Genomic DNA, 13,658 nt, shown 5'->3' with positions numbered 1-13,658 from the left:
TGAAATACGGGTTTGATGCAGGAGGCGAATGCCGAATGGCTACTATGGTAAAAAATCCCTTGTCGAATGAATTGAAAGTCGCAACTGAGATATATGGTTGCCATGAGCGGGGAGAGAAGGTCTGGCTTGGTAAACTCCAGGCAAGCTTAAACGGAGAGATCAGTAAAAATACGGTCTCTGCGGCACTGGATACCCTCTTTGACTGGGGTATTATCAAGGCGGAGTATGGCGAGACGGAAAAAGGAAGGGCAGGCCGTCTGCTGATGATCAGCAACGAGTCGACCCCCATGATCAAAGAACTCTACGAAAAATACTGGAAAAACCGGTAAACCGTGAGATATGGATACCTCTATTTTTCCCAAGTATGAGTATAAGGGAATAACTCATCCCCAGAAGACCATACTTGTCGCGGTTTCCAAATATGCGGAGAGCTTCCTGCGGTTTGCACCGCGGAAGATCCAGAATTTTCCCTCCCACGGGGTTGATCATTCAGTCAGTATCATCCGGATGATCAATTCCTTTCCTGAAGAATGGGGGATTAAACTCACGAGAGCCGAGCGGTTCATTCTCTATGCCGCTGCATGGCTCCATGATATCGGCTGCGTGAAGGACCGGACCCCGCACAACACGATCTCGGTTGATATCCTCATGAACAGCGAGAGCATCTGCGACTCCTTCAACAGCCTGGACAGCGACCTGCTCTTCATCCTTGAGTATGTGATCGAGAGCCATTCATCATCGTATGACATCAAAACGGTCCCTGCAAAGCGGGGAGCTGTGCGGGTTCGCCTGATCTGTGCGATCTTCCGGCTGCTCGATGCCTGCGAGATCACGAACTTCAAGTGTCCTAAATCGGTCTACACCGAGATTAAGGATGACCTGAAAACCCCGGATGGATCTGTAGATTCTGATGCCATTGAGTTCTGGGAAGGGCACATGAACATCAAGGATCTCGGGTTCTTCAAGCCGGAGATTGTTGTTCTTGTCAATCATTCCCGTAAGAGTAAGACGATTACTGATCATTTGTCTAAGGAAATCAAGTCCGTGCAGGAAATCTTCCGCGAGAACGGGATTGATGTGCCGGTTGTACGGGTGAGAGCGAGAGGGGCCGGGGATTGAGCTGGATTTCGCAATGGATAGAACGTTAAACATCAAATGCGGAATTAGTCCTGAACCCACACTCAATGGAACAGTTTTCATAAGGGCTGATACAAAAAATCATTCAAGCATTCAAAAATCTATCAGACGTTCATTATATCAAAATGCAGACGGAACAATTTTCGAGAGATTATGAAATTTTTGTTCTCTTCTCATCAAGCCATTCTCGGATGAGCATCATAATGAAACTCCGAGCCTCAGGTAACGACAGTGGATTTTTTATAATAGCGTTATTTCTCTTTGCATGTCGCGATTTTGAACCCAATATTTTGTAACTATTGGCTGTTCGCGTTAAATCGTCAGCTTTTCCCTTATGACATCCGTTTCTCATAATTGGCTTAAACTTATCTTCTTCTAATATTTCCAGAATATTGTAGAGCGTAAACCAAGAATTCAAATCGAGATTAACGTATTGGCATATCTTCGCGACTTGCGAATCTGATTGAGCAAGATTGAAAAGTGAAACAACGGGATCTGCCGGGTTGTAAACTTCTTTTATACCTTCCTTAGTAAATGTCGCGATTTGAGTGAGATTTCTTACACCAACGACCTCATAACACAATTGTAAGGCAATTCTCGTTCCGTTGGGATTGATTTGTATTGTGTGCGTAATTTCTACCGGTTTTGGGGAATCTAATTCCAATTTAATTCCTGCATTGAGAGGTATCAACAACTCATTGGCTTTCTCCCGAACATCTTGATCCGATGTTAAAGATGCAAAATGCGTAGATTTCAGGACGTATGAAGTGTTGTCCTTTTCAATAGTAATTTCTGGACAGTTCCAGACTTTAGCCAGCTCCTGTAAATCAAGTTCATCCCCGTTTAAACCAACAATCCAATCCATAATCCCTCACAAGTCATCCCACCCTCTCTTTCACGTGCTTCATTAAGTATCTGACAAAGAACTAAGAAACATAATGTAGGGTTTTATAATTGACTATTTCCATCTAGATACTTATGATCATTGGAAATGAAATGCCGACAGCAGAACGGCAAACACTTGAAATAAATGATGGGGAATTCATTCTCAAGACAATCCCTCGAAGCGATACTGGTGGCGGGAGACTCAATATTAATAAAGTAAATGAAAAATGGCATATACAACTTCATACTCCGAAGGGCGAAATTTATGATTTTATTCCGCTTCAGTTCGATGATACAAAAATCAACGATGCAGTTTGCATAAAAAAAGCGCTAGAAAAGGAGGCCGGGGATGGGGGTGCTGACAAATTATTGATAATGGGTGGGGATCAAATGTGGGAAAAACAAGAATAAACCAAAATTTTGATTAGTGCTTAATGACATCCCGCCACCTGCCTGACCACCGCCCCGCGAGCCGTCCCTGCACTCCCGCCCTCTCTTTGAGCTGTGACTCAAGGGCATCGCAGAGTTTCATTAAGGTGTCAACTGTCGCGACGATAGGGGATGTTCATCTTATACCGCCCAGCAAAGCAGATTTTTTCCCATTAGATGAAATATTGTCTCCATCACGTGATATGCATCGGATTCAAGAACGCCGTATGGATAATCATGTTCCTTCAGTGAGCGCATCTCAATGATATCATCTTTATCAAATCCATGAAAATGAGTCACGGGGTTTCGGATTTTTCTTGCATGGTCTAAATTTTCAAACTCAGTTTGGGTAATCCAGCCTTGATCAAGCGCTTCATCAAATAATCGCGATACACTTGCCCTCTCAAGATCATCTCTGCCAGCAGTATGAAACTGACCAGCAATAGAATGTTCAATGAAGGCTAGTCCTAATACAATTGTTGCAAGATATTGTCCATAAGCGAAACAGTATCTCGTTTCTTCATAGAGAAATTTTGACATTAGGCCGCCTTGAAACGCGATATACTCACATTCGGGTAAATGAGTCTCCATCCATTTTAATCGTGAAATCCTGCCTTCTCTCGCAACAACATCCTCATGAGATAGCCAGTCTTCTGCAATTGTGTTTGTCATCCCGCCACCTGCTTCACCACGGCCCCCGCCAGCCGGTCCTGAACGCCCGCCCGCTCCTTCAGCCGCGATTCAAGGGCATCGCAGAGTTTCATTAAGGCATCCACCTTCGCAACAATGCGGTGTTGTTCGGTGAGCGGGGGGAGGGGGATTATCAGATTTTCAACAATATTTTGATTGATTTTTTTCATACTGCTAGAAGTCCCGATTGCTTTACTAGTGAAATATTTCCTAGAATATTCACAATTGATCGCTTTATGGATGAAATCGCTGTTGACTTCTTCCGACAGTCGGAATTTCATCATCATATCAGGGTAAATAAACAAATTGGAATCCCCATGATAAATTGCGGAGATCCCGACGTAACCAGGGGTGTTACTTCTTTGAATTAAAATATCACCCTCAGTTAACCATAAATGAGAATTTTCATCTATTTTTTCACTCAAATATTTGTAATATCGATTATCAAAAACGCCACGAGTTGTTGCACTTAAGGTTAGAACTTTAGTATTTGTTGTATTTACTGCTGGTAGAGGAGAATATCCGTTCCTTATCCCAAAAGTGATCAAATCGTACAGTTTGATCCAAGACCATCCGGGAGGTAAAGAAAATAATTCTTCAGTCGTTTTTACTGACTCGATTACTTTTTCTTTTTTGATTATACCCTCCTTAATTAGCTTCGATTTATTGGATCTAATCCTTTCCACTAACTTCTTTGCCGGCTCATCCCCCGGTTCCTGCCGGACCAACCTCCCCTGCACCGCGAGCTGAAGAATTGTCTGCCGGAGCACCGCCACATTCTCCGGGCAATCCAGGATCAGATCGAACGCATCACACACCTGCGCCCACTGCCGTCCGAACTCCTCCGGGCTTTCAGCATTTTGCAACCCCGCAAGGCTCGCGGTGCCGAGTTTGAGGCAGCCCACCCGCTCCTGCTGTTGTCGGGCTTCGAGCTCATCGCAGAGTGCCATGAGCCGGTCGACTTTGGCGACGATGCGGTGCTGTTCGGCAAGTGGGGGGAGGGGGACAATTAAAGATCGCAATGCCATTCCATTTACATTAGGTTGACCAGTACCCATGCACATTTTGTGCAATTGATCCCAGTAAGTTGGCGAATCAGCAAATAATTTTACATAATCCTGATTGAGGTTTTGATTGGGAACAACTCGGATAAGATACGATGCAAAAACCGCTGGAACTGGCTGTTCTCTTACAAGAAATGACTTTCCAACAGTTCCGCCAGTCCGCGCAATTAGTAAATCTCCGGCATTGATCGAATATGATAAGAAATTGGAATCATCAATTTCACAGCCTGGAACTAAATCCCAATTGACCCGATTATTTTGAATATCCGTAATTCTCAATAATCGAACCCGTTTTATAGTGCTATCTGCTGAAGCTGTGTATCCATAATGGATTTTATCAGATATCTCTCCAAGTCGAACTAAAATCCAATGTTCCGGAATGGATTGATTGAAAATACTCTCGTCTTCGTACTCGATTGGTTTTTCTTTTGGGATCTTCCCCGCTTTCACTAATAGATCTTTGTCTTTCAGAATCTTCTTCAATAAAACACTCGCCGGTTCATCCCCCGCATCCTGCGTCCCGAACTTCCCCTGCACCGCCAGCTGTAAAATCAGTTCCCGCAGTCGGGCGATGCCATCCGGTGCGGTGGCGAGCGTGGCGAACTGCTCTAAAAGAAGATCGGCACTCATTTCTTTTTCCCTGATGACGGTGTCCCAAGCGACGCCATCAGTTCTCGCTTCAGCTTTTCCCGGGTCTCCGCAGCCTCCGCCCGGATCCGCTCGTACTCGCGGAGCAGTTCCGCAGGATCGCCGAGTTCGTCCGGTACCACGTTCGGGTTCTTGATGTCGAGGTTGAACCCGTTTGCGATCACCTGCTCCACCGGCACCCGCCACGCATGCTCGTTCTCGGTGCGGTTCGTCCACCATGCCTTCTCGGGCTCGAACTCCTCGATCCGGATCGGCTTCGTCTTGTTATACGATTTGACGCCCTCGGGATAGGTGTGCTCGTAGTACCAGATCTCTTTCGTGGGCTTGCCTTTCTCGAAGAAGAGGAGGTTCGTCTTGATGCCGGTGTAGGGAGCGAAGACGCCGTTCGGGAGCCGGACGATGGTATGGAGGTTGCACTCCGTCAGAAGCGCCTCCTTGATCCGGCTCTTCACGCCCTCGCCAAAGAGCGTCCCGTCAGGAAGAACGATCGCGGCCCGGCCGCCCTCCTTAAGGAGATGCTTGATCAGGACGAGGAAGAGATCGGCGGTCTCCCGGGTCTGGTACATGGAGGGGAAGTTGGTCTCGATCCCGTCCTCCTCCATGCCCCCGAACGGCGGGTTCGTTACGATCACGTCCACCCGGTCCCGGGCCGAGTAATCCTTCAGCGGGCGGGCGAGGGTGTTGTCGTGCCGGATCTGGATCGGGACATCGATGCCGTGCAGCATCATGTTTGTTACGCAGAGCAGGTGCGGCATCGGTTTCTTCTCGACCCCGTGGATCGAGTTCCGGAGCAGTTCCTCGTCTTTCGGGGTCTTAACCGTCTTCCGGATATTCTCGATCGCACACGCCAGAAACCCGCCGGTACCGCAGGCCGGGTCAAGGATCGATTCGCCGAGTTTCGGGTCCACCTGGTCCACCATGAACTGCGTCACGGCCCGGGGCGTATAATACTCCCCGGCGTTGCCCGCACTCTGGAGGTCTTTTAAGATCTTCTCGTAGATCTCCCCGAAGAGGTGCCGGTCCTCGGTCCTGTTGAAGTCGATCTCATTGATCTTGTTTGCAACCTGGCGGATCAGCGTCCCGTTCTTCATGTAGTTGTACGAGTCCTCGAAGACCTTTCGGATCAGGATCCCGGAACCGTTCATGCCCGCTTCCGCAGGGAGTTCCTTGAGGGTAGGAAAGAGGTCGGCATCAATGAACTTCAGGAGCACGTCGCCCGTGATTCCCTCGGGATTTCCCGCCCAGTTCCGCCACCGGAGCCGGTCCGGCATCGGCGACCGGTACCCCTTCTTTGTCAGCTCGTACTCCTTCTCCTTGTCATCGAAGATCTTCAGGAAGAGCATCCAGCCGAGCTGGCTGATCCGCTGGGCGTCGCCATCGACACCCGCATCCTTCCGCATGATGTCCTGGATCGTCTTGATCGTAGTACCGACTGCCATAAAAAAATCAGCTCCTAATTATTCGTGCCTTCAGCACTCGGCCGTATAGAGACACCGCTCAAGCCGGCGTATTGCTTCCATATAGTTGGCGCTCCCGCCAAAAATAGTGTTCACAATTTCGAGCGGGGTACCAAACGTTGTGAACGGGTCCACCCGGAGCACTTCCAGGTTCTCGATATCGCCAATCCCGCCATCGGAATACTTAGATAGGAGAGCATCCAGCACCTTCCGCGCTGGCTCCCCGTACTTCGCAAAGTAATTCGCCTTGCGCACCTTTGCAGCCCGATCTCTGCGGGACATGGGTGGCTGGCCAAAGACAACATGGCAGATAAGATCGAAGGGATCGTAGTCCATGCCCACCTGCTCCTGGAGCGCCTCGAAGAGAACACCCTGCTCCTCCAGTTCCTCCAGGATCGCGGTCTTCTGCTCCGCCTTTGTCCACGAAGTCAGGAACGCATTCAGCGTAGCGTACTGCTGCGTCACGTTCTTCTTCGTGTAGTCTTCCAGCGATTCGGTGATCAGCTTCCCATCGGCGGCAATGTACTGGACGCGCTCGGCGACTACACTTACCGCCACATCGTTCACTACGTACCGCTTTCTTCCCGACTCTGCCGGCTCCTTTGGCAGGGGAGGATCAATGGGATCGGTTGGATCATACTGGCTCCCGTCGAGCGGCTCACCATCAAAGTCCGGGTCAGCGAAGAGCTCGCTCACTTTCCGGAAGTCCATGATCGTGAAGAAGAACTTGTTGTAATCCTCGTTGATCCGGGTTCCGCGCCCGATGATCTGCTTGAACTCGGACATGGACTCGATCCGTTTGTCGATCACGATCAGCTTGCAGGTCTGGGCATCCACGCCGGTTCCCATCAGTTTCGAGGTGGTCGCTATCACCGGGTACTTGGAATCCGGCATGATGAAGTTGTCCAGCTCGGCCTTCCCGTCAGGGCTGTCACCGGTAATCCGGACAACGTACCGGCCGTTCTCTTTCACCAGGTCCGCGTTCTCGTTCACGAGACAACTCCGCATCCTTTCGGCGTGATCAATGTTCTCGCAGAAGACGATCGTCTTGTCGTACCGGCCGGTGTTCTTCAGGAAGTCCGAGATCTTCCGGGCCACCAGTTTCGTTCGCTGCTCCAGGACAAGGCTCCGGTCGAAGTCCTTCTGGTTGTAGATCCGGTCCTCGATCTCCACTCCGTACTTGTCTTTCTGCCCCCGCTCGGGCCGCCAGCCCTGGAGGTCTTTGTCCAGATCAATTCGGTACACCCGGTAAGGGGCAAGGAACCCGTCCTCGATCCCCTGCTTCAGGGAATATTCATACACCGGCTTCCCGAAGTAATGGACACTGGAGACGTACTTCGTCTCCTTCGGGGTTGCCGTCAGGCCGATGTGGGTAGCCGATGAGAAATAATCGAGGATCTCCCGCCACATCGCATCGTCGGCAGCACTCCCCCGGTGACATTCGTCAACAATGATCAGGTCGAAGAAGTCGCGGGAGAACTGTTTGTAGATATTGCGTTCTTCTTCATTACCGGAAACCGCCTGGTAGAGCGAGAGATAGATCTCGTAGCTCTTGTCCACCTGCCGGTTCGTGATCTTCGTCATCGCCGACCCGAACGGCTTGAAATCGTTCGTCTTGGTCTGGTCGACAAGAATATTCCGGTCCGCGAGGAACAGGATCCGCTTCTTGGCGCCGGACTTCCAGAGTCGCCAGATGATCTGGAAGGCGGTATAGGTCTTGCCGGTCCCGGTTGCCATCACGAGCAGGACCCGGTCCTTCCCGTTCGCAATTGCCTCGATCGTCCGGTTGATCGCGTTTACCTGGTAATACCGGGGCATCTTCCGGACATCGTCGATATAATATCCCTGCGTGATGATCTGCTCTTTTTTGTCATCAATCCCTTTCCATTTCCGGTACCGGGTCCAGAGATCGGTGGGGCGGGGAAATTCGATAAGCGAGAGTTCCCGCTCCATGGGTTCATAATTGCCCGAGCGGTCGTGCAGCAAAAACCCGTCCCCATTGGAACTGAACACAAACGGGATATCCATCATCTCTGCATAGGCAAGGGCCTGCTGCATTCCGGCGCCAACGATATGCGTATTGTCCTTTGCCTCGATAACGGCAATCGGGAGATTCTGTTTATAATAAAGAATATAGTCCGCTCTTCGCGGTTTGGCCCGGCTCACGGAGTTGCCATTCACGAGAACCCGGCCATCGGTGACGTTCACCTCTTCCCGGATCTGGTGATGGATATCCCAGCCGGCCCGGGTCAGCGCTGGAGTAATGAATTTGGTGCAGATATCCCGCTCGGTCAATGCCTTCTTGTCCAGTCCAACCATCCCGTGATTCTTCTGTATCTCTGACAAGCCGCTAATACCTTTCTATTTATAAACAACTCCGCCATCAAACCAGTCCTCACTATTTCGCGACCCCGCTTGCTCCTCAGCAGACCAATTCATTTTTCAACCGTACCTTGATTCAAAAATTTTCATCGCGATCACGACCCCGCTTGAAAATCTGATCCGGATCAATCGAACCTTGATTTTCTTTTTTCAACCAAACCCTGATTGAAAAATTTCAGGCAGACCTTGATTGAAATTTTTTCAGCAACCTTTGGTTGAAAAACGAAGTCCACGGTCCTACCTCCGTCGTGGACTCGCAAATTGATCTGATGCAGATGTGGTTAACTTTTCACAACCACACCTTGATTAAAATTTTTCAGGCAGACTTTGCTCAAAATTTTTCAATCAAACCTTGATTGCAAAAAAATCATCGCGATCACGATCGCGATTGAAAAATTGATCCGGATCAACCGGACTTTGAATTTTATTTTTCAACCACACCTTGCCGGAAAAATTTCAACCGCACCCTGACTGCAAAAAGTTAACCAGATCCACTATTTCCCGCACCGGATCGCGATTGGAGTAACCGGCCCCTCACTCCCCCGGTCCCTTAACCTCCACCTCCCGCCGGAACGGCCGGTATGCCGTACCCCCGCCCTCGTAGAACTTTGAGAAGAACTCCACGAGATGGAGACGCACCGAGTGGATCGAGGGGGAGAACATGGCAAGCACGATGTTGAGCGTGTGCAGCAGGATGGCGACGATTACCCCGATGATGGCGATCTCGAACGCCCCCCCGAGCCGGTTTGCCACCATCGCGAGGATCACCGAGGCCATGCCGATCGCCATCAGCCGGGCGTACGAGAGGATGTTTCCCACCGTGCTCATCACCTCTATCGTCCCGAAGACCCCGGCCCCCATCAGGATCATCGGCAGCCCGACAACCATGATGGCGACCACCGGGTAGATCGCAACCTCGGGAACAAACCCGCCAAGCACCCCGACAAGGACCAGGATCCCGGTGATCACGAGCAGCATCCCCGTCTTCTCGAGCAGGTGTTTTCTCTTCTTTAGGATAAGCGCGTTCCGTATCCCGATGATAAGGCCGAGGAAGACGTGGATGACGCCTATTGCGATGGCAAAGATGAGCATCGGGATCATCGCGTCCACCCGGTTCCATGAGATCCCAAGGAAATGTACCGGGTGGATCCAGCCCATCGTCTCCCCGAGATCCCCGAAAAACTCCCCGAACAGGTAGCCGAAGAAGATGGTCGGGATCGACGAGATGATCAGGATGTCGGCCAGGTTCTTTGCAAAAGCCATTGCCTTGAACCGGTACCGGATCACGAGCGCAAACGCGAGGATGATAAGGCCGTACCCGATATCGCCCACCATGATCCCGAAGAAGAGCGGGAAGAAGATGGCAAGGATGGGCGAGGGGTCGACCTCCCGGTAGCGCGGCGGGGAGACGAGCTGCATGATGAACTCGAAAGGTTTCACCCACCGGGGATTGTCGTAGAAGACCGGGGCATTTTCCAGGTCCTTTTCCGTTACCGGCAGTACCTGGATTACCACCCGGTCCCCGAACCCCTCGTTTATTTCTTCCCGGGTATGCCTGAGGTATTTTTTCGGGATCCAGCCCATCACAACGAAGGTGTACTCCGACAGCCCGAAGTTCCGGTACGAACTCAGTTCCCCGTGCATGTACCCGAGCTGCTTTTGTAAGACAACGAGCTCCTGGTACCAGGTGTCCGAAAGGGCAAGGAGTTCCTTATCGATACGGGCTATCTCCTCCTGTGCCCGCACCCTCTTCTCCTCGATGAGGGTATACATCTCGTAAAACGGCCTGCCGGCAAACTCCGGCGGAAGCCGCACCTCGTTCACGTTCACCGAATAAATGAACGAGTGGACCCCCTCGGAGAATCTCTTCGGAAAGACCATGATGGCTGCAAGGGTCTCGGTATCGACCGGCGTTACGCTCATCTCGAACCGGTTCCCGGTGATCGTGTCCAGCTCGGTCCTGATAAGGCCAAGCACGTCCCGGTGTTCCTCCTGGATGAGGAGGATCGTGACCTCGAACCCTGTAAGGGCCGGCAGCTCCTTTTCCACCGGCTGGATGATTGAAAGCACTTTTGCGTACCGGTTCAGGGTTGTGACCGAGAGGGCGAGTTCAGCTTTCTTTGCCGAGAGATCCCGGGTAGTCAGCTCAAGCGAGCGGATGATCTCCCTTGCCCTCCTGACCAGCTCGGTATGGGTCCGGCTCTCAAGGGAGGTTCGGAGCCCGGCCTGGAGACCCGGATCATCTGCGATGACGGGAAGGGTGGAAAAGATCGCGTTGATCCTGCCAAGGACCCCGGCGATATCCTCGGTCTCGTCCTGGCGGAGCCGGTCCAGGTGAAGCTCTGTATGGGGGATGATTGTCGGCGCGTCCTCAAGGTGAAGGGTGCCGGCCCGGTACAGCACGTCAATGACCCTCCCGAGATCCGCTTTTGGTCCGATAACCTGAATGCGTTCCATCTTCTGGAGCATACAAACCCCCGCCGGTCCGTCCCGGCCTTATTCCATGGTCACGTACCTGACGATCCGATCCACGGCAGCAGGGAGGTTTCTCTCCCCCCGGAGAGCAATGGTCTCGCTCTTTACGAGAGCCGCCTTTTTCAAGTCCCCGATATCGGTCTCGGTCCTTCCCCGCTCCTTCCAGTACACCTGTTCGGCAGTGATCTTCCCGGTCTGGTCGGCCGTGCAGAGCAGATCCTCCGCCTCTGTCCGGGCAGCAGCAACAACCGATTCCGCCTCTGTCCGGGCAACGTCAACCCTCGTTCCCAGTTCCTGCTCTTTCTCCCGGATCTGCTGCAGGAGTGTCTTATCGGTGTCCGTGTCCATGCCTCCCTTAAAGTCCGTGCTTCCGCTTCAGGACCGAGGTCACGCCGTACTGGGGCTGCCCGCACGTTTTCCCCTGATCCCCTTCAGGAGTCTCGTCCCCGATCATTCCCTTTGCTTTCCGTGCCGCATCCTCTATCCGTTTCCGGCAGTTCCCCACTGCCGCCTGCCGCATTGCGCTGATCGTTTTCATAAAATCCTGCGCCATGGTCCAGACTCCCCGTAAGAAGATGATCAAAGGGTCTGTACCATCGAAGTAGGATATATACTTTCTTGCCAAGGGCCGGTCGTCGGCACAAAAAGGAATTCATTAATTCCCCGGGCAACCACATTCCTTCAGGAATCAAAGGCCCCCGGCCGGCTCTTCCGGAGACTGCGTATGGAAATGGTTGCAACCCTCGGGTTACTCGTAATATTTGTCCTCGTCCTCGTCCTCCCGTTCCGGGTGAAGTGCATAGAACACAACCTCGAAGTGTTCCTCTTCGCCTGCGGGGTTACAGCCCTGACCATATCAGGGTTCATGACCATCCCGGGCGAGCAGACCGGCTGGAGCCTGAAGATTGTCACAGAAGCCCTCATATCGCCCCTCAACATTGCGACCCTCTGGGGGATACCCATCGGGATTGTCCAGATCGTGCTCCTCGTGGGGCTTCTCATCTACTTCTTCTATCACCAGATGCAGCGGGCAATCATTAACCTGGTTGACCGGTTTTCCCTGAAATGGATCGTCTTTCTCTTGATCGTTGTCCTCGGCCTGGTATCGAGCATCATCTCTGCGATCCTTGCTGCGATCATCCTTATCGAGATTGTCAATGCGCTGCCGGTTGTGCGGAAGGCCAAGATCGATATCGTTGTCGTCTCCTGTTTCTCGATAGGTCTTGGGGCCGGGCTCACTCCTCTTGGCGAACCCCTCACCACGATCGTGGTCTCGAAACTCTCCGGTGCCCCGTACCATGCCGGTTTTGCGTTCCTCTTCGACAACCTGGCAATCTATGTCATCCCGGCGGTCATCGCCCTCGGTGTCATCGGTGTTTTCCTCTTTTCCCGGAGCCATACCGGCGGGACGAAACTGGTGTGCAATGTCGAACGGGAACAACCCCGGGATATCTTCATCAGGGCCGGAAAAGTGTACCTCTTCATCATGGCGCTGGTCTTTCTCGGCGACGGGTTCAAACCGCTCATCCTCGAATACATCATCAACATCCCCCCCGCGGGACTGTACTGGGTGAATATCGTCTCGGCGGTGCTGGACAACGCGACCCTGGCGGCTGCCGAGATCAGCCCGGCTCTTTCCCTCACCCAGATAACGAGCGCCCTCCTGGGGCTGCTCATTGCCGGGGGTATGCTCATCCCCGGCAACATCCCCAATATCATTGCCGCCTGCAAGCTCGGGATCACGAGCAGGGAGTGGGCACAGGTTGGTCTTCCCCTGGGGATGGTGCTGATGGCAGTCTTCTTTGTCATCCTCTTTGTTCCCGCCTGGCTGGGCTTTGTGTAACCCCGGAAACGGAAATGGAAACAACCAAGTGGGTGCAGTTCCCAGATCAGTGATACATATGGTGCAAACGGGCGGAAAAAAGGAGATTTCCGACGAGGAAATCCGGGTGGAGATCGCAGCCCTTGGCGATCCGTCAACTGACCGGAAGCATGCGGCAATATCCGTGCTGCGTGAGGCCGGGGAACCTGCGGTCGCGCCCCTCATTGCCGCTATGGCGGAAGCACAGGATAATGACCAGCGCTGGTATGCTGCGGTGGCGCTCTCCCGGATCGGAAAACCGTCCGTCCTTCCGCTGGTTGCAGCTATGAAAGAGAACCCCAAAAAGGAGTTCCGGAAGTATGCTGCTGCCTCCCTTGGCGAGATTGGTGTCCCGGCTATTGATGCCCTGATCAACGGGATGGGAAGCGATGACCGGGAGCTGAGGGGTTTTCTCTCTCAGTCCCTCTGCCGGATCGGCAAGCCCGCCGTGGAACCGCTCACGCGACGGCTCACCGACGCAAACGAGATCATCCAGCAGTGCGCAACCCTGACTCTCTGGCAGATGGGAGAGACAGGCCTTCCGTCGATGGTTGAGAAGATACGGGACGAGGAATAACCGTTCCTGGACAATCCCTCTTTTTTATGAGGGGACGGTATCCGAACCAATAA

The 13,658-nt window shown here is 52.3% G+C and carries 13 protein-coding genes; 5 read left to right on the top strand and 8 right to left on the bottom strand.

Translation table 11 applies throughout. The annotated features are described in order from the left end of the window. Nucleotides 1-35 precede the first annotated feature (35 nt). Both WC598_RS05250 and WC598_RS05245 read left to right on the top strand, forming a co-directional pair. Nucleotides 36-329, top strand: a complete 294-nt coding sequence (locus WC598_RS05250; protein WP_372960426.1) for a hypothetical protein — start codon at nt 36-38, stop codon at nt 327-329. 10 nt (nt 330-339) lie between these two features. After that, complete coding sequence (locus tag WC598_RS05245; RefSeq protein ID WP_372960425.1) at nt 340-1,119, top strand: HD domain-containing protein; 780 nt, start codon at nt 340-342, stop codon at nt 1,117-1,119. Between the two features lie 169 nt (nt 1,120-1,288). Here the strand turns inward: WC598_RS05245 and WC598_RS05240 are convergent, their stop codons facing one another. After that, the gene (locus WC598_RS05240) at nt 1,289-2,002 is read right to left on the bottom strand and encodes a hypothetical protein (RefSeq protein ID WP_372960424.1); all 714 of its coding nucleotides are present in this window, start codon (nt 2,000-2,002) and stop codon (nt 1,289-1,291) included. Between the two features lie 113 nt (nt 2,003-2,115). Between WC598_RS05240 and WC598_RS05235 the strand changes: the two genes are divergently transcribed. Then, nucleotides 2,116-2,433, top strand: coding sequence for a hypothetical protein (locus tag WC598_RS05235; protein ID WP_372960423.1), 318 nt, complete (start codon nt 2,116-2,118; stop codon nt 2,431-2,433). A gap of 159 nt (nt 2,434-2,592) precedes the next feature. Here WC598_RS05235 and WC598_RS05230 read toward each other — a convergent pair whose 3' ends face one another. From WC598_RS05230 to WC598_RS05200, 7 genes are all read right to left on the bottom strand, one after another. After that, nucleotides 2,593-3,123 (bottom strand): hypothetical protein, encoded by a 531-nt coding sequence (locus WC598_RS05230; protein ID WP_372960422.1) that lies wholly within the window; start codon nt 3,121-3,123, stop codon nt 2,593-2,595. Further along, nucleotides 3,120-4,835 carry a restriction endonuclease subunit S gene (locus WC598_RS05225; protein WP_372960421.1) on the bottom strand — a complete coding sequence of 572 codons (1,716 nt, stop codon included), beginning with the start codon at nt 4,833-4,835 and terminating at the stop codon, nt 3,120-3,122. Before WC598_RS05225 ends, WC598_RS05230 begins: the two co-directional genes overlap by 4 nt. Next, the gene (locus WC598_RS05220) at nt 4,832-6,292 is read right to left on the bottom strand and encodes an N-6 DNA methylase (protein WP_372960420.1); all 1,461 of its coding nucleotides are present in this window, start codon (nt 6,290-6,292) and stop codon (nt 4,832-4,834) included. Before WC598_RS05220 ends, WC598_RS05225 begins: the two co-directional genes overlap by 4 nt. 30 nt (nt 6,293-6,322) lie before the next feature. Continuing rightward, on the bottom strand, nt 6,323-8,629 hold the full coding sequence (gene hsdR / locus WC598_RS05215) for an EcoAI/FtnUII family type I restriction enzme subunit R (RefSeq protein WP_372960525.1): 2,307 nt from the start codon (nt 8,627-8,629) through the stop codon (nt 6,323-6,325). 597 nt (nt 8,630-9,226) lie between these two features. Continuing rightward, nucleotides 9,227-11,161, bottom strand: coding sequence for a V-type ATP synthase subunit I (locus tag WC598_RS05210; RefSeq protein WP_372960419.1), 1,935 nt, complete (start codon nt 11,159-11,161; stop codon nt 9,227-9,229). A 27-nt stretch (nt 11,162-11,188) separates the two neighbouring features. Beyond that, on the bottom strand, nt 11,189-11,515 hold the full coding sequence (locus WC598_RS05205) for a V-type ATPase subunit subunit G family protein (protein ID WP_372960418.1): 327 nt from the start codon (nt 11,513-11,515) through the stop codon (nt 11,189-11,191). 7 nt (nt 11,516-11,522) lie between these two features. Then, nucleotides 11,523-11,792, bottom strand: a complete 270-nt coding sequence (locus WC598_RS05200) for a hypothetical protein (protein ID WP_372960417.1) — start codon at nt 11,790-11,792, stop codon at nt 11,523-11,525. Between the two features lie 99 nt (nt 11,793-11,891). On the opposite strand from WC598_RS05200, the gene WC598_RS05195 reads away from it, so the two are divergent. Both WC598_RS05195 and WC598_RS05190 read left to right on the top strand, forming a co-directional pair. Beyond that, a complete protein-coding gene (locus tag WC598_RS05195; RefSeq protein ID WP_372960416.1) occupies nt 11,892-13,010 on the top strand; it encodes a DUF1646 family protein in 1,119 nt (372 codons plus the stop codon). Between the two features lie 58 nt (nt 13,011-13,068). Then, entirely contained in the window at nt 13,069-13,605 is a 537-nt protein-coding gene (locus WC598_RS05190) for a HEAT repeat domain-containing protein (protein WP_372960415.1), read from the top strand. Nucleotides 13,606-13,658: the final 53 nt, after the last annotated feature.

Origin of the sequence: Methanoregula sp., from assembly GCF_041645475.1 — an archaeon.
In the GTDB taxonomy this organism is placed as follows: Archaea; Halobacteriota; Methanomicrobia; order Methanomicrobiales; family Methanospirillaceae; genus Methanoregula.
The sequence above is the reverse complement of the archived record's forward strand: the minus strand, read 5'-3'. Positions and strand labels throughout refer to the sequence as shown.